Origin of the sequence: Fluctibacter halophilus (genome assembly GCF_020687825.1) — a bacterium.
Lineage (GTDB): Bacteria > Pseudomonadota > Gammaproteobacteria > Enterobacterales > Alteromonadaceae > Fluctibacter > Fluctibacter halophilus.
In genome coordinates, this window is record NZ_JAJEWP010000001.1 from 783,457 (window position 1) to 801,571 (window position 18,115).

The 18,115-nt window shown below is 54.8% G+C and carries 17 protein-coding genes; 13 read left to right on the plus strand and 4 right to left on the minus strand.

Annotated features, from left to right (window positions below; all coding sequences use genetic code 11):
* The first annotated feature begins 33 nt into the window (after window positions 1–33).
* The 3 genes from zipA (at window position 34) to LJ739_RS03690 (ending at window position 4,004) form a co-directional block, all read left to right on the plus strand.
* The gene (zipA, locus tag LJ739_RS03680) at window positions 34–1,317 is read left to right on the plus strand and encodes a cell division protein ZipA (RefSeq protein WP_229157243.1); all 1,284 of its coding nucleotides are present in this window, start codon (window positions 34–36) and stop codon (window positions 1,315–1,317) included.
* Between the two features lie 77 nt (window positions 1,318–1,394).
* Window positions 1,395–3,422: an NAD-dependent DNA ligase LigA gene (gene ligA, locus LJ739_RS03685; RefSeq protein ID WP_229157244.1), complete on the plus strand. Its 2,028-nt coding sequence runs from the start codon at window positions 1,395–1,397 to the stop codon at window positions 3,420–3,422.
* A gap of 156 nt (window positions 3,423–3,578) precedes the next feature.
* On the plus strand, window positions 3,579–4,004 hold the full coding sequence (locus LJ739_RS03690) for a DUF1801 domain-containing protein (protein WP_229157245.1): 426 nt from the start codon (window positions 3,579–3,581) through the stop codon (window positions 4,002–4,004).
* Here the strand turns inward: LJ739_RS03690 and LJ739_RS03695 are convergent.
* Window positions 4,001–4,582: a DUF2062 domain-containing protein gene (locus LJ739_RS03695; protein ID WP_229157246.1), complete on the minus strand. Its 582-nt coding sequence runs from the start codon at window positions 4,580–4,582 to the stop codon at window positions 4,001–4,003. The two genes, LJ739_RS03690 and LJ739_RS03695, sit on opposite strands and share 4 nt — an antisense overlap.
* 53 nt (window positions 4,583–4,635) lie before the next feature.
* Between LJ739_RS03695 and LJ739_RS03700 the strand changes: the two genes are divergently transcribed.
* The 10 genes from LJ739_RS03700 (at window position 4,636) to LJ739_RS03745 (ending at window position 14,759) form a co-directional block, all read left to right on the plus strand.
* Window positions 4,636–6,918: a DNA internalization-related competence protein ComEC/Rec2 gene (locus LJ739_RS03700; protein ID WP_229157247.1), complete on the plus strand. Its 2,283-nt coding sequence runs from the start codon at window positions 4,636–4,638 to the stop codon at window positions 6,916–6,918.
* An 84-nt stretch (window positions 6,919–7,002) separates the two neighbouring features.
* Window positions 7,003–8,760, plus strand: a complete 1,758-nt coding sequence (gene msbA, locus LJ739_RS03705; protein WP_229157248.1) for a lipid A export permease/ATP-binding protein MsbA — start codon at window positions 7,003–7,005, stop codon at window positions 8,758–8,760.
* Window positions 8,757–9,767: a tetraacyldisaccharide 4'-kinase gene (gene lpxK, locus LJ739_RS03710; protein ID WP_229157249.1), complete on the plus strand. Its 1,011-nt coding sequence runs from the start codon at window positions 8,757–8,759 to the stop codon at window positions 9,765–9,767. Before msbA ends, lpxK begins: the two co-directional genes overlap by 4 nt.
* On the plus strand, window positions 9,757–9,954 hold the full coding sequence (locus tag LJ739_RS03715; protein WP_229157250.1) for a Trm112 family protein: 198 nt from the start codon (window positions 9,757–9,759) through the stop codon (window positions 9,952–9,954). The genes lpxK and LJ739_RS03715 overlap by 11 nt, the downstream gene beginning before the upstream one ends.
* A gap of 2 nt (window positions 9,955–9,956) precedes the next feature.
* The gene (gene kdsB, locus LJ739_RS03720; protein WP_229157251.1) at window positions 9,957–10,718 is read left to right on the plus strand and encodes a 3-deoxy-manno-octulosonate cytidylyltransferase; all 762 of its coding nucleotides are present in this window, start codon (window positions 9,957–9,959) and stop codon (window positions 10,716–10,718) included.
* 14 nt (window positions 10,719–10,732) lie between these two features.
* On the plus strand, window positions 10,733–11,395 hold the full coding sequence (locus tag LJ739_RS03725) for an SDR family oxidoreductase (protein ID WP_229157252.1): 663 nt from the start codon (window positions 10,733–10,735) through the stop codon (window positions 11,393–11,395).
* Complete coding sequence (gene modA, locus LJ739_RS03730) at window positions 11,389–12,141, plus strand: molybdate ABC transporter substrate-binding protein (RefSeq protein ID WP_229157253.1); 753 nt, start codon at window positions 11,389–11,391, stop codon at window positions 12,139–12,141. Before LJ739_RS03725 ends, modA begins: the two co-directional genes overlap by 7 nt.
* Window positions 12,126–12,803, plus strand: coding sequence for a molybdate ABC transporter permease subunit (gene modB / locus LJ739_RS03735; protein ID WP_229157254.1), 678 nt, complete (start codon window positions 12,126–12,128; stop codon window positions 12,801–12,803). Before modA ends, modB begins: the two co-directional genes overlap by 16 nt.
* Window positions 12,800–13,867 carry a molybdenum ABC transporter ATP-binding protein gene (gene modC / locus LJ739_RS03740; RefSeq protein WP_229157255.1) on the plus strand — a complete coding sequence of 356 codons (1,068 nt, stop codon included), beginning with the start codon at window positions 12,800–12,802 and terminating at the stop codon, window positions 13,865–13,867. The genes modB and modC overlap by 4 nt, the downstream gene beginning before the upstream one ends.
* Before the next feature lie 19 nt (window positions 13,868–13,886).
* Window positions 13,887–14,759, plus strand: coding sequence for a prenyltransferase (locus LJ739_RS03745; RefSeq protein WP_229157256.1), 873 nt, complete (start codon window positions 13,887–13,889; stop codon window positions 14,757–14,759).
* An 83-nt stretch (window positions 14,760–14,842) separates the two neighbouring features.
* Here LJ739_RS03745 and LJ739_RS03750 read toward each other — a convergent pair whose 3' ends face one another.
* The 3 genes from LJ739_RS03750 to LJ739_RS03760 are packed head-to-tail and all read right to left on the minus strand — an operon-like array spanning window position 14,843 to window position 18,100.
* Window positions 14,843–16,060: an ABC transporter permease gene (locus LJ739_RS03750; RefSeq protein ID WP_229157257.1), complete on the minus strand. Its 1,218-nt coding sequence runs from the start codon at window positions 16,058–16,060 to the stop codon at window positions 14,843–14,845.
* Window positions 16,061–16,069: 9 nt separating this feature from the next.
* Window positions 16,070–17,386 (minus strand): ABC transporter permease, encoded by a 1,317-nt coding sequence (locus LJ739_RS03755; protein WP_229157258.1) that lies wholly within the window; start codon window positions 17,384–17,386, stop codon window positions 16,070–16,072.
* Window positions 17,387–17,395: 9 nt separating this feature from the next.
* Window positions 17,396–18,100, minus strand: coding sequence for an ABC transporter ATP-binding protein (locus LJ739_RS03760; protein ID WP_229157259.1), 705 nt, complete (start codon window positions 18,098–18,100; stop codon window positions 17,396–17,398).
* Between the last annotated feature and the right edge of the window lie 15 nt (window positions 18,101–18,115).

The following is an 18,115-nucleotide window of genomic DNA, read 5'->3' on the forward strand; positions in this document are numbered from 1 at the left end:
TATACCGATAAGAATAAAGGTCACAAGATTTCGATGGAAGATGTATTACGGCTCATGTTGCTGCTGTGCGGCGGCCTGGCAATCACCGGGATCCTCGTGCATGGCATGTGGACAATCCGCAAAAAACAGAATGACGACAAGGCGCCTCAGCAGCGACTGGAATCCACCGATTGGTCAGATGAAATTGAAGACGACTACGGTGTCGATGATGACGGTATCTCTGCGCAGCGGCGGGAACCGTCATTTGACGACGACAGGCTTACGGCCTCCGACTATGACGATCTCGGCCTTGGTCCGGTCAGGGTGGTCGGACGCAATGGCGTCGCCAGCGATGATGTGGTTGATGTAGACACAACTGACGAAGACGTTTCGTCAACCTCATCACAACCCACCGAAACACCTGCCTCTTTTGCTAGTGCTGAACCACAAGCGCCCGAGCCTCAGGAGGCTCCTGCTGCCGTAGCGCCACCAGAGGACAAGCCTCCCCTGTATGCATCGGTAGTAACGCAACCGAAACCCGAGTATGTTCAGGAGCAGGCATTACGGGCTAAACCGCCCGTTGATGACATTCCTGAACCGCCGCCGTTCTTGCTGAAAAAACAGGTCGATGGCGACGTCGTCAGCACTGCAAGCGAGCCGCAACAAACGACGCCCAAGACCGGTGAAAGCGCGACGCATACACAGGCAGACGCTGTGGTTGACGATGAACCCAAAAGCAGTCTGGCCAGCCAGGCCAAAAACCTGATGCGGCGCAAGAAAACCGAGTCGGAGCGCAAACGCAAAGAGCCCCGTATTCGTGAAGATCAGATGCGTATCGATTTCGATGAGCCGCAAGCACCACAACAGCGCGTCGAAGAAACCCAACACGTTGAAGCGCAGGCTGAAGTAGAACAGGAGGTCCTGGTGCTCAATGTGAAAGCACCTGATGATCAACCCATTCAAGGTGCAGCGTTACTGCCGATGCTATTGACCCTGGGGTTTAAGTTCGGTGATCAGAATATTTTTCATCGCCACGTCAATAGCAATGGCAAGGGACCGGTGTTGTTCTCATTGGCCAATATGTTTAAACCCGGTGTGTTTGACATCGACAATCTGGAAACCTTCTCAACGCAGGGGATCTCGTTGTTCATGATCTTGCCCATAGAAGGGGATCCGCACCAGGTTTTCAATATGATGCACAACGCGGCACGTAAAATTGCCGATGAGTTTTCCGCTCAGGTGCTTGATGGGCGGCGCAGCGTGCTGACCAAACAGAGCCTGCAACAGTATGTTGAAAAAATCCGCGAGTTTGAGCGCTTGCGCCGGATTGCCCGATAGCGGCAACCCCGTGACCGCGACCCGTCTTTTCGGCCCGCCAATCAAATTGGCGGGCATTTTTTCGCCAGGTACTACCCATGTCTGATTCGTCATCCGTTTTACACAAGATGGACGCACTGATTGCTGCCATCAACGAACACAATTACCGCTACTATGTGCTGGACGATCCCAGCGTTCCCGATGCGGAATACGACCGCCTGCTTCGCCAGTTGCAGGATCTCGAGGCAAAGCATCCTGCGCTCAAGCGCGATGATTCTCCCACCCAAAAGGTTGGGGCAGCGCCGTTGTCGGCGTTTCAGGAAGTGGCCCACGAAGTGCCGATGTTGTCATTGGACAATGCGTTTGATGAACAGGAAATGCGTGCGTTTGAAAAGCGTATCCATGATCGATTGTCTGATCAGACGAAATTGACCTTCAGCTGTGAGCCTAAGCTCGATGGGCTGGCGGTGAGCCTGTTGTATGAGCAGGGTCTGCTGGTGCGGGGAGCAACCCGTGGTGATGGTCGTGTCGGAGAAGACATCACCGCCAATGTGAAAACCATTGCCAATATTCCCCTGCGCCTGCGTGGCGAATCCATTCCACAACGGATAGAAGTGCGTGGCGAAGTGTTTATGCCAAGACAAGGGTTTGACGCCCTCAATGCGCGCCAGGCGGAGAAAGGGCTGAAGACCTTTGCCAATCCGCGTAACGCTGCAGCGGGTAGCCTGCGGCAATTGGACTCCCGTATTACCGCCAAAAGACCGTTGCAGTTTTATGCGTACTCGATGGGCCTGGTTGAGGGGAACAGTGCGCCTTTGGCTGATACCCACAGCGGACGTTTGCAGCAACTGAAGCACTGGGGACTGCCGGTTTCACCGGAGTCCACCGTCGCCGAGGGGGTCGAGGGTTGCCTGGCGTATTATGAAAAGGTCGGTCAAATGCGTCCCTCGCTGCCTTACGATATCGATGGCGTGGTGTTTAAGGTGGATGAGATTGCTTTGCAAGAGACGTTGGGGTTTGTGTCACGGGCTCCGCGCTGGGCCATCGCGCAAAAATTTCCCGCCCAGGAGGAAATGACAAGGTTGCTCGATGTTGAGTTCCAGGTCGGTCGAACCGGCGCTATTACCCCGGTTGCACGGCTTGAACCGGTTTTTGTGGGTGGCGTAACGGTGTCCAATGCGACGCTGCACAATCAGGATGAAATCAATCGGCTCGGGGTGAAAATCGGCGACACCGTGATCATTCGACGGGCCGGGGACGTGATCCCGCAGGTGGTGTCGGTGATGATCGAGAGGCGCCCGGATGATGCCTGTGATGTGGTGTTCCCCAGTCGCTGTCCCATCTGCGATTCGTTGGTTGAAAAACTCGAGGATGAAGCAGTCGCTCGCTGTACCGGCGGTCTGTATTGCGCAGCACAGCGCAAGCAGGCAATGAAGCACTTTGCCAGTCGTAAAGCCCTCGACATTGACGGTCTTGGTGACAAACTGGTCGAACAGCTGGTTGACATGGGATGGGTGAAAAGCCCCGCTGACTTTTTCCGCCTTGACCTGGCCCGCCTGGCAAGTATGGAGCGCATGGGAGAAAAGTCTGCCAGTAATCTGCTCGCGGCGTTGGATAAAGCCAAACAAACCACGTTTGCACGCTTTTTATATGCGTTGGGGATCCGGGAAGTCGGTGAAGCTACGGCGGCAAATCTGGCCGAACACTTTGGTACGTTGGCGGCGTTGCAACAGGCCGACATTGAAGCCCTTCAGGAAGTGCCTGATGTTGGTGAAGTCGTGGCCGCGCATATCGCCAATTTCTTTGCCGAGCCCCACAACCTAGAAGTGATTGACGCGCTGCTTGCCGAAGGCGTTGAATGGCCGGACGTTGTTGCTGTCGTTGGCGATGACCTGCCGTTGAGTGGCAAAACCGTGGTGTTGACCGGTACGCTGAGCAGCATGGGACGGGATGATGCCAAAGCCAGATTGCAAGCGCTGGGTGCCAAGGTTGCCGGCAGCGTTTCGGCCAAAACCGACTATCTGATTGCTGGCGAAAAAGCAGGGTCAAAATTGCGAAAAGCAGAGAGCCTGGGCGTCGCGGTGATGGATGAACAGCAAATGCTGGAACTGTTTGCCGCTCACTAGGTACAGGCAAGTTATTCAACGACGTCCGCAATTTTCACTATAGTGGTAACAGTGCCACGTTGAGGACGTCGCAAGCACTGCTTTGTCGACGTTCGAGCTAATGGCGATTTTTAACGCGCCCGGTTGATTGGCCGGGTTGTGGGAGGAGCCGCGCCAGTGACGAACAAAACCCAACCTACTCAAGCCAGTGTTGATGAATTCATCAGCGCGCTGGAGCATCCGCGTCGCGCCCGCGACGCCGCTCAACTATTGGCGTTGTTCCGCGAGGTTTGTGCCACCCAAGGTGTGATGTGGGGGCCGGCAATCATCGGCTTCGGTGAATACACCTATCCGTTGGCGAATGGCAAACAAGAGCGTTTTTTTCGCACCGGCTTTTCGCCCCGCAAGCAAAATTTAAGTGTGTACATTGGTGCGGGCATACAGCGGCGTCCAGATCTGGCTGAACGGCTGGGTAAATACAAACACAAGAACTCCTGTGTGTACATTAACACCCTGGCAGACGTCGATCTTGACGTTCTTAAAGGGCTGATCGTTGCTGATATACAGGAGATGGCCGAAAGGTACCCTGAGCCTCAGGGTTAAGGCTCTTTGTTGCGGCCCAGGCTGCTGTTATTGATGCGCGCTTCGGTGCGCAAGCGGGCGATGGCTTTGCGTTGTGCACAGCGAGTGCGCCAGGCTTTACGCACCGACCAGCGCCACAGCATATTCAGGCCAAGATAACCCGCCGCACCGCACACCACGGATAACACCCCACAGCCCAACAAAAACGCCGGACCAATGGTTTCCATGCTTTGTACGACCCATGACCAACTCAGTTCAAAGCTGAATTCCTGGGGGGGGGCACCTATCAATGCAACACCTAACAGGTAGGCCCCGTAGAACATCGGTGGCATGGTAAAAGGATTGGTTATCCAGACGGTCGCAACGGACAGAGGGAGGTTAACCCGCAGTGGAATGGCCGATGCAGCGGATAGCCACATCTGGAACGGTACCGGCCACCAGGCGAAAAACATACCGATGCCGAACGCACCTGCGGCGGAGCGTCGGTTAAGGTGCCATAAATTGGGATCGTGCAGTACAGATCCGAACATGGCGAGCACTTTCTGATCCTTGATCGTCTGGTGATCCGGCAAAAAGCGTTTAATAATTTTCTTCGGCATGAATAAAAGCTACTACGTTTTTTCCAACAACACGATAAGGACATCGGCCCAGTATGGACAAATCGGTTTGCAGTTTTATTGCAGGCTGTTTCTGCATACTGCTTCTGCCTTCGTTGCCACCTTGGTGGGTTATAACCCTGTGTATTGGCTTTGCGGTGGTATTCCTTTTTACGACAACAACAATGGCCCGACAGTTCGCGGCAGCCTTGTTGGGGGTCGTCTGGATGGCGAGTGTAGGACATTGGCACTTGTATTGGCAATATCCAAACACGCTTTTGCGCCAAATAACCTGGATTGAGGGCTCGGTTGCTTCGCTGCACACGGGCAACGAAGCAGCACTGGAATTTCACATTGAACGTTGGTCTGCACGTCAGGTGTATCCAGCTAAGCGGATCAGGCTTTACTGGATGGACACCGGACAAACACCCCGACAGGGCAGTCGCTGGCGCTGCCCGGTACGCCTGTCTGGTCTGAAAGGCACAGCGAATCGGGGTGGGTTTCACTTCCAGCAATGGCTACTGAGCCACGGATTCCACGCCAAAGGGGCCGTGACGGGGCACTGCTTGCCATTGGCAGCCGACATATCGTTGCGACAGCAGATAGCTGACAGGTTACTCGCACAGTCACTGAGACGGCCCGGCTGGTTACTGGCATTGATGATTGGCGAGCGCAGCGGGTTCACCGACGCTGATTGGCATGTTTTGCAATACACGGGTTTGAGCCACATGGTGGCCATATCCGGGCTGCACCTTGGGCTGGTTGCAACGGTGATCGGCAGTTGCTGGTACTGTTGTTATGCGGCACTGTGTCGTTTGCGTCTGCGCTGTGTGGATACGTCCGACGGTCGGGTGGGGCGCATTTGGGTCATGCTATCCGGTTGTGCCCTTTATGCCACAGTAGCAGGCTGGAGCACACCGACGCTACGGGCCTTTGTCATGTTGGTGATTGCCTGCCTCTTTCTGTTACGTACCCAGCGCCTTGTGCCCGGTCGCTTGCTACTGTGGTGTTTGTTGGTGATCCTGCTGATCCAGCCGCTGTCTGTGCTGTCGGTCAGTTTCTGGCTGAGTATTGTGGCTGTCGCGGTGTTGATTGCCCAGCATTGGCGTTTCAAGCGTTTTTATTCGTTGCCTAGACCTTGGGGCGTTATCGTCGCCGCCTTGTGGATGCAGGCTGTTTTATGGCTGGCGCTGATGCCGCTGTCTGCCCATCACTTTGGGATTGTCAGTGCCTGGAGCTGGCCGCTGAATATTGTACTCGTGCCGCTGTTCGCCTGTTTGCTGTTGCCGGCAATACTGATTGCCTTGGTGTTGATGGTGGTGGTTCCTGGCTGGGCAAGCGTTATGGTAGCGGCGCTGGATAGTATGATTGCCCGGGGAGTACCCTGGCTCGATCAATTGATTGGTTACGGCGGTACGGCACAGTGGACGGGGCTGCCGTGGTGGGCTTGGTTGATATGGGCGGCAGGATTGGTGTGGCTATGTGTACCGGGTGCGCGCTGGCGGTTTAGTGTGTTGTGTTTGTGTGCTTTGCCGTTGCTCAGTTTCCGTTTCAGTGCGCCCTTGCCACAGTGGCAGGTACACGTCCTGGATGTTGGTCAGGGCCTGGCGGTGGCAATCGAAACACGTCAGCGCGCCATGTTGTACGATACTGGCGCAGCGTACCCCAGTGGTTTTGCCTTGGCCCAGGCGGTTGTTCAGCCTGCGTTGGCCCACCAAGGCGTGGCGTCGCTGGACGGTATCGTGATCAGTCATTTTGACAATGACCATGCCGGAGGGCTGGAGTGGCTGCGCGAGCACTTTTTGCACGGCCCGGTGCTTTCATCCCGTGATGTCTGCAGACGAGGTATGCGTCTTCGCTGGTATCAGCTAACACTGCAGGCGTTATGGCCTCCGCAGCAACACCACCTGACGGGCAATCCGAGCTCCTGTGTGTTGCTGATTGATGACGGCCAGCAACGGGTATTGCTCACCGGTGACATTGACCAGGCTGCAGAAGCACAACTGATTGCCGATTATCCCGATTTTGCCGGCGTGGATGTGCTGGTGGCTCCCCATCACGGCAGCAGTACGTCGTCGTCACCAGCGTTCATTCGCTGGGCGTCTGCGCAGCATGTGATATTCAGTCAGGGACTGGCAAACCGTTGGGGCTTTCCTCGTCAGCAGGTTGTGGATCGGTATGTCCGTGCCGGCAGCCAGCTTTGGGCCACCGGGCAACATGGGCAGATCACCTGGACGGCCGGCAAACCGCAGGCAGATTCAATGACCAGTTATCGTTTCCATCACTATCCATTCTGGTTTGCAAATTTACCCGCTCCGGAACGAACACAGCAGAATTAGGTTGTTGATTGTTTGGGGAAATTCGGTGTAACAGGTACAATGCAGTGAAACACTGATTATCGCTATTCCACAGTTGACGAATTGATGACCAAACACGCTCCCTCTGCCAGCCAATACCGTCGCTTTGCGCGCTATCTGGTGGATTACAAACTGGCTTTCATGATTGCTATGCTGGGCATGGCCGGCTATGCGCTGGTGGATGCTTTTGTGATTTCCCAACTGGCACCGGTGATTGACAAGAGTCTGACCACCGGAGACTACACCTATTTGCGCCTGGCATCTTACTTTGTGGTGCCGGTGTTCTTGTTGCGCGGGCTAATGAATTTTATGGGCAATTACACCCTTGCCTGGATTGGCAACCAGGTAGTGATGCGCATGCGTCAGCAACTGTTTGCCCAATACATTCATCTGCCGGTTGCTTTTCATGACCGCCACGCCGCTGGCAACCTGATATCCAAAGTGATTTATGATACCGAGCAAGTGGCCAATGCAGCAGGAAAGGCCTTTGCCATTCTGATCCGGGAAGGGGTGTTTGTCATTGGTCTGTTGTTCTGGATGTTTTATCTGTCCTGGCAACTGTCGTTGATCTTTGTGTTGATTGGCCCGTTAGTGGCCTGGATTGTCGGCGCTGTCAGCAAACGTTTCAGGCATGTCAGCAACAGTATCCAGCAAGCCATGGGCAGTTTGACATCCAGCGTTGAACAGGTGATCAAAGGCCATAAAGTGGTGTTGATGTTTGGCGGTCAGGAAAAAGAGCAAGCCAAATTTCAGGCCCAGAATAATCATAACCGCCAACAAAACATGAAGCTGGTGGTAACCCGCATCCTGAGTGTTTCTACCGTACAGGTGATAGCATCTATTGCGCTGGCATTCGTGCTCTATGTCGCCAGCTTGCCAGATATGATTGAGCATCTGACGGCGGGTGTGTTTACCACCGTGGTGGTGGCAATGACCACCTTGCTTAAACCACTGAAACAACTGACCACGATCAACAGTGAATTTCAGCGCGGGATGGCTGCCTGTGCCAGTGTATTTGAGGTCCTTGATCAGGCCGCAGAGCAAGACAACGGCACCCGCCAGTTGGCACGGGCACAAGGGGAGATCGCATTTGATGATGTCACCTTTTACTATCCGGGTAAAAACGAGCCTGCATTGCGCAATGTCAGTTTCCATGTGGCACCGGGACAGACCTGTGCGCTGGTAGGACGCTCCGGCAGTGGAAAATCCACCATTTCGAGTCTGTTGACGCGCTTTTACAGCGTAGAGCAAGGCCAGGTCACACTGGACGGTACGTCACTGAACGATATTCAATTGAAGGATTTGCGCCGTCAGTTCGCGCTGGTGTCACAACACGTCACCCTGTTCAATGACACCATCGCCAACAATATTGCCTACGGGTCAACGGAACGTGTCAGCCGGGAAGCGATTGAGCAGGCTGCACGGGTTGCACACGTGATTGAATTTGCTGAGCAATTGCCACAAGGGCTGGACACCATGATCGGGGAGAATGGCCTCATGCTGTCCGGTGGACAACGTCAGCGTATTGCCATTGCCCGCGCCATCCTGCTGGATGCGCCGATCCTGATCCTGGATGAGGCGACGTCGGCACTGGACACCGAGTCGGAACGACTGATCCAGGATGCGTTGGAAACCCTGCAAAAAGACCGCACCAGTCTGGTGGTGGCGCACCGTCTTTCTACCATTGAAAGTGCCGATCAAATTCTGGTGGTGGAGCAGGGGCGTATTATTGAAGCGGGCAATCATGCCGAGCTATTGGCCAAAGGCGGGGCGTATGCACAATTGCATGCGATGCAATTCAGTGAGGGGACTACCGCGCCATGACCCCGATCGAAAAGCTGTGGTATCGGCGGGCACCTGGATGGCAGTGGCTGGTGTGGTTTCTGGCGCCGCTAACGGCGCTGTTCTGGCTGGTATCTGCGCTGCGCAGACTTGGCTATCGCCTTGGTTGGTTAAAGGCCAGCCATCCCGGTGTGCCGGTCATTGTGGTCGGTAATATTTCCGTTGGGGGTAACGGTAAAACCCCCTTGGTGATTCGGCTTGCCCAATGGCTGCGCCAGCATGGGTACCGACCCGGCGTACTCAGCCGTGGTTACGGTGGTAAGGCCGCTGACTATCCGCTGGATGTGACGACCGACAGCTCGCCTCAACAGGTTGGCGATGAACCTGTGTTGATGCGCCATCATATTGGCTGTCCTTTGGTGGTTGACCCCAAGCGTGCCAGAGGGGCGAATGTTCTGGTCACTAAACACGGTTGTGATGTCATTTTGTGTGATGATGGATTGCAACACTATGGGTTGAAACGGGATATTGAAATCGTTGTTGTGGATGGTGAGCGCCGCTTTGGCAACGGTTGGTTATTGCCCATGGGACCGCTGCGTGAATCCAGGCAACGTCTGCAAACGGTGGATTACATTGTTGCCAACGGCGGTCAGTCACATAGCGGCGAGCATTTGATGTTGTTGGAGGCAGGCCAGTTGGTGAATGTAAAACATCCTAATCAGAGCCAGTCATTGTCGGGGTTGAAAAAAAGCGTGATTGCGGCTGCCGCAATAGGCTATCCGCAGCGATTTTTTGATATGTTGAAATCTCGCGGCGTCGCCCTTAAACAGACGTTGCCGTTCCCTGACCATCACCGTTTTACTGTCGATGATCTGCCTAAAGAAACCTTGCTGATGACAGAAAAAGACGCGGTCAAATGTCGCGACATTGCCCATCACGACTGGTGGTATTTGCCGGTAACGGCAAAACTGAGTGATACTTTTAAGCAACAATTGTTAAGCCGGTTAGAAACGGTGCGTAAGAATCTGAGGAAATCCAATGGCATTTGATAACAAGCTGCTCGACGTCATCGCCTGTCCGGCGTGTAAAGGCGAGCTCCAGTACCTGAAACAACACAATGAATTATTGTGTCGCTTCGACCGTCTGGTGTACCCGATCCGTGACAATATCCCGGTGCTGCTGCAAAACGAGGCGACGGAATTGTCGAGCGAAGAAATGGAAGCGCGGAGCAAGTAAGTATGGAATTCACCGTCATCATTCCGGCCCGGTTTGGGTCGAGCCGTTTCCCCGGCAAAGTACTGGTCGATATTCAGGGTAAACCTATGGTGCAGCATGTCTATGAGCGTGCCCAGGAGGCGGGCGCCAGCCGGGTGATTGTGGCCACGGATGATGCACGGGTGGCAAAAGCGGTCGCCGATTTTGGTGGTCACTATTGCATGACCGCAGCCCATCATGAGTCGGGAACCGAACGATTGGCTGAAGTGGTCGACGTCGAAGGGCTGCTTGCTCATGAACTGGTGGTCAATGTACAGGGGGATGAGCCCTTCATCCCGGCGGAAAATATCCAGCAGGTGGCGGAGAATTTGCATACTCACCGAGAGGCTGAAATGGCCACCCTGGCGGTGCCGATCACGGATGTCGAAGAGGCGTTTAACCCTAATGCGGTGAAAGTGGTCACCGATAAACTTGGCTATGCGCTGTATTTTACCCGAGCAACGGTGCCCTATGATCGGGCGCGTTTTCTGGATGCGGATACCATTGACGAGATCGGTGACTATTACCTGCGTCACATTGGCATTTATGCCTACCGCGCCGGCTTTATAAAGCAGTATGTCAACATGGCACCGTCCGGGTTGGAACAGATCGAGTCGCTCGAGCAGTTACGGGTGCTGTGGCACGGTGAAAAAATCCATGTGGATGTTGCTCACAAGTCACCTCCCGCCGGCATCGATACGCCTCAAGATCTGGCGAATCTGCTTACTTATCTGCAACAGCAATAACGAGGAGTTTGTGTATGACGACAGTCGTTATCACCGGTGCTAACCGTGGCATTGGTCTGGAACTGGTTCATCACTATGTGGCCAAAGGTTGTGACGTTTACGGCCTGTGTCGCAACAGTTCAGATGCGCTGAACAGCTCAGGGGCAACGGTAGTGGACAAAGTGGATGTTGGACAACCTGAACAGTTACCTGAAGCGCTGGCCCGTCTCAAAGACGTCAAAATTGATATTTTAATCAACAACGCCGGCGTACTGGGGCGGGAAACCATCGACGACTGGGACCCGCACACCATTGAACATCAGTTTCGCGTCAACGCGATGGGTCCATTGTTGTTGACCCAGTGTTTACTGAAAAACCTCAAAAACCCCGCTAAAGTCGCGATGATCACCAGCCGTATGGGCAGTATGTCTGACAACGGTTCAGGCGGGTATTACGGCTACCGGATGTCCAAGGCTGCCCTCAATGCGGCGGGCGTTTCACTGGCCCGGGATTTGGCCGAGCGGGGTATTGCCGTTGCGTTACTGCACCCCGGTTACGTGCAGACAGAGATGGTCTCCTATGGCGGTGACATCAGTCCGGATGTGGCCGCTCAGCGTCTGGCCCAACGTATCGAAGGGTTGAATATTGAAAACAGCGGTAGCTTCTGGCATGCCAATGGTGAATTACTGCCATGGTGAGCCTTCGGCTCAGCGCATGGCTGTTGGGGTTGCTAAGCACCCTGGCAACGATTGCACGGGCTGAGCCGAACGTCACCGTACGGGTGGCAGTGGCAAGTAATTTTGCTCAATCTTTCGACACGCTGATGGCCCGTGCGCCACAGACGATTTCATCCGGGCTGTCAGTGTCGGTGGGCTCTACCGGCAAGTTGTACAGCCAAATCGTGCATGGCGCACCCTTTGATGTGTTTCTGGCAGCCGATACCGAGCGTCCACAAAAACTGCTGCAAAAAGGGTTAACAGCCCGACCGAGTGTGGTGGTTTATGCCCGGGGTACTTTGGTGGCGGTCAGCCAGCAGCCTTGGCCTCAGGCCTCACCGGCTAAATGGCTCAACAGCGTCAATACCCTGGTCATTGCCAATCCACGCCTGGCACCCTATGGGCGGGCAGCGCAACAAGTTCTGCACAGACTGGCGGTCAACACCGGGGATAAGAACCTGATCCGGGCCGAGAGTATTGCCCAGGCACTGCAATTTTTTGTTGCCGGTGATGTGCCTGTTGCGTTTATCAGCAATGCCCAGGTGCGTTTGTTGGAGACCGACCAGGCAAAAATCTGGACCGTTCCCTCACACCTTTACGAACCCATACTGCAGGGCATGGTGCTGCTGAAAGACGCCAGCCGGGCGGAGGCCCTGTATCGTTATTTGCAAAGTGACACGGTTGCGACGCAGATCCAGCAAATGGGGTATCAATGCATTCGTTGTTGAGTGAAGGGGACCTTGAAGCCATTTTTCTGACCCTGCAACTGGCGCTAGTGAGCACCGTGTTGCTGCTGTTGGTCAGCCTGCCGCTGGCCTGGTGGCTGGCGAAAAGTCGTTGGCGCTTTCGTTTTGTCATCGAAGCCTGTGTGGCGTTACCTTTAGTGTTGCCGCCCACCGTGCTGGGTTTTTATCTACTGTTGCTGTTGTCCCAACAAGGGCCGCTGGCGCAGCTGGGATTGGGTACCCTGGCATTCAGTTTTGAGGGACTGGTGATAGGTTCGATGGTGTACTCACTGCCATTTGTGGTGCAACCGATACAACAAGCCTTTCGTGATATTCCTGATCCGACGTTAGAAGCTGCAGCAACCTTGGGGGCGGGTCCGATAGATCGTTTTTTTAGCGTCGTAGTGCCGATGACATTGCCGGGTATTCTTTCTGCCGCAACACTCGGGTTTGCCCACACGCTAGGTGAATTCGGTGTCGTGTTGATGATTGGTGGCAATATTCCCGGTCAAACCCAGGTCGCCTCCATCGCCCTGTATGAACATGTAGAAAGCATCGATTTCATTGCGGCACACCAACTGGCAGCAACAATGCTGGTGATTGCGCTGGTGTTGATGCTGACAGTTTATGCGTTGAACCGCCGGGTTCGGGGGTTGGGGCGATGATTCGCATAAAAGGTCATTTGCAAAGAAAGTCGTGGTCACTGGACATTGACTGTACACTGCCAGTCGAGGGGGTTACCGGGATTATGGGGCCCTCAGGTGCAGGTAAGTCAACGATCCTGAGGGTGATCGCCGGGCTGGAAGGGCACCATTCGGTGTCGGTGCGCTTCAACGAACATCTTTGGCAAGCCGATGATGCGTGGACACCGACCGAGCAACGCCGTGTCGGCTGGGTGTCCCAGCACCCGCATTTGTTTCCCCACCTGGATGTGGCCGGAAATCTCGCGTTTGCCCAACGACGCGCCACACCTCATTCGGGTAATGATATTGATGCAGATGAGGTGATTGCATTGCTGGATATTGGGCCGTTGATGGATAAATCTGTCGCTGAGCTGTCAGGTGGGCAGGCGCAACGGGTTTCCATGGCCAGGGCGCTGTTCTCGTCACCACAGGTGTTGTTGTTGGATGAACCGTTGAGTGGCCAGGATCCCGGCCGCAAAGAACAGATATTACCTTACTTACAGCGCCTGAAGCGGCGTGACTGGATGCCGATAGTGTATGTCAGCCATGATGGAGATGACATGGCTCGCTTGGCGGATCATCTTGTCTACCTTGAAGAGGGACGGGTGTGTCAGCAGGGCAGTGTTGCCGAGATGTTCGCTGATGTCAGTGGTACGCTGGTTCGACACCACAGGGCCATGACGGTCGTGGAAGGACAGGTGAGCAGTGTTAATGCCGCTCACCACAGTGTGGTGTTGGACACCCCCGTAGGAGCGCTTATATGGGTTGGTGAGGCGGTGAAGGGGACTTGCATGCGCGTGTGCATTGCCGCCAGAGACGTGAGCATCAGCCGTCAACCTCTGCGTGATAGCAGTATCCAGAATTGTCTGCCCGCCATGATTAAGGCGATCACCCAGGAGCCTGCCGGATGGGTCTGGCTGGCGCTCGAATGCAACGGTGCCACGTTGCTCGCTCAAGTGTCAGTGCGGGCTTTCCATCGCCTTGAGCTGGGAGTCGGAGACCCTGTGTATGCCCTGCTAAAGGGGCTGGCGGTATTGGCCGACTGATGTCGAAAAAGGAATCACCATGTTAAAAACCCTGTTAATGACCATGCGCCCGCCATTCCTGGCGTTGACAGTCAGTTATTTGTTGCTGGCCGTGTCACTGGCCGTGAGTCAGGCTCAGGACATCGACCTGAATCTGGTCGGCCTGGTCTGTGTCGTAGCGTTACTGGCCCACATCGCGGTGAATGTGGTCAATGAAGTTGAAGATGACCACAGTGGGTTGGACGGCTTGACCGAGCGAACCCCGTTCAGTGGCGGCAGTGGCGCCTTGCAGGCCCACCCTGAGCATGCTTATGCCGCCAGGGTTCTGGCTGCAGCCTGTGTGGTACTGCTGATGGTCAGCGGATTGTCCATTGTCATTCTCAAAGGGACTGAGTTACTGCTGATGGGGGCGGTTGGGATCCTGATCATTGTGACCTATACACGCTATCTGAACCGCAGCCCATGGCTTTGCTGGGCCGCGCCGGGAGTGGGATTCGCAGGGTTAATGCTGCCCGGTACTGTGTGGGTGTTGGGACCCGAACACATCCTTCTTTCTGTTTTCGTTGCCATTCCATTGTTTTTTCAGGCCAACAATCTGTTGCTGTTGAATCAAATCCCAGACCGTGCTGCCGACGCCCAAGTGGGGCGCAGAACGTTACCCGTGGTTTGTAGCGCAGACACCGTGGTGCGGATTTATCAGGCCGGCGTTGGGATAAGTGGCGGTGGATTGCTGTTGTTGGCATGGACACAACCCTGGTATGTGATCGGTTTGTTGCCCTGGACACTGAGCGTATTCGCGGCTGTGCAGGTGAGGGAGACGCTGACCCACAAGGCGCTGGGGTTAAACGTTGCAGCCACCGTGTTAACACCCGCCGCATTAGCCGCGGCCATCTGGATTAACGGACTGGTATAAAAAAGCGCCACCCAGTGGGGTGACGCTTTGTGCGGTGTCTTGTTAGTTGCAAAACTGAGCGTTCAGTCCGTTGCCAGAGTCACTTACACCGTGCGGGTCGCGGTTGCCGGCGCAATGCCTGCCGCTCTTCGAGCGGGTCCGTATACGGCGACCTGACCCACCAGCCACAGCACCAGCATACCGATCGGGATGTAATACCAGTTCATCGGGTTCATCTCAAAGGTATTGACCAGCAAGATATTCAGGCCAATGGTTAAACCGGCACCGAGTACCACGCCAACGGAACTGATCAGGAAGTTTTCCAGCATAAAGTAACGCAGAATTGCCCCCTGACTGGCGCCCAGCGCCCGACGGGTACCGATTTGCTTGCGACGGCGGTTCACGCTGAAACTGGCCAGACCGACAATACCCAGCGCGGTGACGATGGTGAGGATCACCATTACCGTGGTCAGAATTTTGATCATTGCACTGTCTCCCCGGTAGCTGCGTTCGCGGTCCTCTTCGACGGTACGCATGCCCCTGATCACCCGCTGCTTGTTGCTGCTGGCAAGCATTTCTTCAACCTCAGGCATCAGGCGATCGCGCTGACCCGGTTGGGTGCGGATCAGGTATCGGGTCGCAGTGAACTCCATGCGTTCCGGTGACAGCATGGCATTTTCAACGTTATCCCAGCCGACCCACGGGGCCTGCAATTTGTCGATAATACCGCTGATGATCATCGGATCGTTGTCATTGATGTACACGGTTTTACCGACCGCATCCGCCCAGGGACTGTCCGGAAACAATTTCTCAACCATGGCTTTGGTCAGGATCACTTTGTTAGGCCAGGTCGGCGAACGGGACGCCCGCCAACGGATATCACTGGGCGCAAAGTTTTCGCCGGCAATCACTTCAACATCCAGTGCATTGATGCCGTGTTCATCGACCATGTAGACCGCCACGCCTGTACCGTCATGTTCAGCGCCAGGCTCGGTCTGCAGGCCCATCGACCAGCCGCCACCACTAATGGGTAAGGCGTTGATCTGGATGGCGTCCACGACTCCGGGCAGCGCCCGCAGTTGGGCGAGATCAGCTTCGACGGTGCTTCTGGGGTTAAAGCCCTCACCAAACCCAACACTGCTGATGTGAAAGGTGTTGGCTTCGTCCAGGCCACTCTGACGCTGCATTTTTTCATTGCGTTCGACGATCATGAACACCGAGTTGACGATGATGGTCATGGTGATGGCGATTTGGATCGCGATCAGCACTGCACCAACCTTGTTGCGCATCAATGCGCGGAAAATGGGGCCAATTTCTAACATGTCAGACTCCTATTGGCTTTTCAGTTGGCTGGACGGTGCGATGTTGCATGCCCGCCAGGTTGGATACAGACCCGCGGCGATACTGGACACCAATGCCAATAACAAGCCCACGATGACCAGGGTTATATCGAGGCTTGCCAGGTTGTCGACAAAGTTGCCGTACAGGGATTTGATCCCTTCCAGCCCCAGAAGCGCCAGTCCCAGGCCGAACAAACCACCGAGCACACCGATCAGGCCGGTTTCGACCAGGTGTTGGGCAAACAGATCTCCCTTGGAAGCGCCAACCGCACGACGCAAGCCAATCTCAGCGGATTTTCCGGTGAATTTGGCCAGCAGCAAGCCGATGGTATTGAGCAAACATACTGCCAGGAACATGAATGACAGCCACATCATCATGCGCGCATCGTCGGCAACCACTTGTTGATTTTCCATCCACTCCATCACATTGGACAGACGGTTATTCAGTGGGCGAGGGAAGCGGCCCAGCGCCTTTTGTTCCTGCGCATAGTTGTCCAGAAAGGCCAGATAGTCTGCTTTGTCAGCCTGAGTAGGTAACTCCACCCACATCTGGAAGTTGATGCACTCGGATTGCAGGAATGCTTTGAAACCTTCACCTTCCGGGCTCTTCCAGCAATTGGTATTGCCCCAGTTGGGGAGCTCAAGTTCTTCTTTGAGGTAGAAGGGCATATACACTTCTTCCACTTCGTCAAACGCACCGTTGTTAACGTCATAGAATTTTGGCGTTGGTTGCCAGTTATCCATGACACCGACAACACGGAAGGTTTTACCGGCCATCACCATTGAACGTCCAACCGAGTTTTCACCACCAAACACCTTGTCATTGATGGCGCGGGTCAGCACGATGACCTGCTGGCGCTCGTCGTCAGCGACGTCACTCCAGGCATTGCCGTACAGGAAGGGTACGTTAAACATGCTGAAGAAATCGTTAAATGCCAGACGAATGGACGCTTCGAACGGTTTATCATCCTGATTCACCGGTTCAATGATGCCGCCTGATTTGGCCATAGCGGTTTGCGCCGGTGCCTGTTTGGCGCGCATCAGGTTGGTGGCATCAGTCCAGGTCAGCTGATTGGGAGGATCGTTACTTTCATCATCATACGGATTGTTGGGATCCCAGCTGTCGACCTGAACGTAATATAATTGGTCACTTTTTTCCGGAATGGGATCCGCTGACATCAGGTAATTCACCGTAATGGTGGTCATACTTGAGCCGATGCCCAGCGCGATGGCTGCCACCATCAACGCGGATAAAATCGGGTTTCGACGCAGGCTTTTGAAGGCCAGGCGCAAATAATAGCTAAACATGACCGCTCCTTAGGCGTTAGCCGCGTCAGGAAGCTCCTGACCCACAGAATGTAATTCGCTGACCTTGCCGTCGCGCACATAGATGTTGCGCTTGGCATCGCGGGCCAAGGAAGGATCATGGGTCACCATGACAATGGTGGTGCCGGCCTGGTTAATTTCCTTCAGCAACTCCATCACGCTGTGGGCCATCTTGGTATCCAGGTTTCCGGTCGGCTCATCGGCGAGCAGGAAGCGTGGTTCGCCGGCCAATGCACGGGCAATCGCCACACGCTGCTGCTGACCGCCGGACAATTGTGCCGGCAGGTGCTTCATGCGGTTGGCCAAGCCGACCATTTCCAGGGCCGATTCGATGCGACGTTTGCGCTCGGCAGCGTTGAAACCTCGGTAACGTAAGGGCACATCCACATTGTCAAACAGATCCAGATCAGGGATCAGGTTAAAACTCTGGAAGATAAAGCCAATTTTTTCGTTGCGCAGTTGGCTGCGCGCCTTGTCATTCAGTTGGCTGACGTCCTGACCGTCGAGCAGGTACTGGCCGCCCTCAAAGGTTTCCAGTAGGCCAGCGATGTTCAAAAAGGTGGTTTTACCTGAACCGGAGGGACCGGTGACGGCGACAAAATCCCCCTCATCCACCTGCAGGTTAAAATCGCGCAGTGCATGGGTTTCAACCAAATCCGTTCGGAACACTTTTTTGATGTCGTTCATTACTAACATGTTGTTTTCCTTGAG

Excerpts from the sequence above, each read along its gene's own strand:
- msbA (WP_229157248.1), top strand. The coding sequence starts at position 7,003 with ATGACCAAACACGCTCCCTCTGCCAGCCAATACCGTCGCTTTGCGCGC.
- lpxK (WP_229157249.1), top strand. The coding sequence starts at position 8,757 with ATGACCCCGATCGAAAAGCTGTGGTATCGGCGGGCACCTGGATGGCAG.
- ligA (WP_229157244.1), top strand. The coding sequence starts at position 1,395 with ATGTCTGATTCGTCATCCGTTTTACACAAGATGGACGCACTGATTGCT.
- LJ739_RS03745 (WP_229157256.1), top strand. The coding sequence starts at position 13,887 with ATGTTAAAAACCCTGTTAATGACCATGCGCCCGCCATTCCTGGCGTTG.
- LJ739_RS03760 (WP_229157259.1), bottom strand. The coding sequence starts at position 18,100 with ATGTTAGTAATGAACGACATCAAAAAAGTGTTCCGAACGGATTTGGTT.
- modC (WP_229157255.1), top strand. The coding sequence starts at position 12,800 with ATGATTCGCATAAAAGGTCATTTGCAAAGAAAGTCGTGGTCACTGGAC.
- LJ739_RS03755 (WP_229157258.1), bottom strand. The coding sequence starts at position 17,386 with ATGTTTAGCTATTATTTGCGCCTGGCCTTCAAAAGCCTGCGTCGAAAC.
- LJ739_RS03750 (WP_229157257.1), bottom strand. The coding sequence starts at position 16,060 with ATGTTAGAAATTGGCCCCATTTTCCGCGCATTGATGCGCAACAAGGTT.
- kdsB (WP_229157251.1), top strand. The coding sequence starts at position 9,957 with ATGGAATTCACCGTCATCATTCCGGCCCGGTTTGGGTCGAGCCGTTTC.
- modB (WP_229157254.1), top strand. The coding sequence starts at position 12,126 with ATGCATTCGTTGTTGAGTGAAGGGGACCTTGAAGCCATTTTTCTGACC.
- LJ739_RS03700 (WP_229157247.1), top strand. The coding sequence starts at position 4,636 with ATGGACAAATCGGTTTGCAGTTTTATTGCAGGCTGTTTCTGCATACTG.
- zipA (WP_229157243.1), top strand. The coding sequence starts at position 34 with ATGGAAGATGTATTACGGCTCATGTTGCTGCTGTGCGGCGGCCTGGCA.
- LJ739_RS03725 (WP_229157252.1), top strand. The coding sequence starts at position 10,733 with ATGACGACAGTCGTTATCACCGGTGCTAACCGTGGCATTGGTCTGGAA.
- modA (WP_229157253.1), top strand. The coding sequence starts at position 11,389 with ATGGTGAGCCTTCGGCTCAGCGCATGGCTGTTGGGGTTGCTAAGCACC.
- LJ739_RS03715 (WP_229157250.1), top strand. The coding sequence starts at position 9,757 with ATGGCATTTGATAACAAGCTGCTCGACGTCATCGCCTGTCCGGCGTGT.
- LJ739_RS03695 (WP_229157246.1), bottom strand. The coding sequence starts at position 4,582 with ATGCCGAAGAAAATTATTAAACGCTTTTTGCCGGATCACCAGACGATC.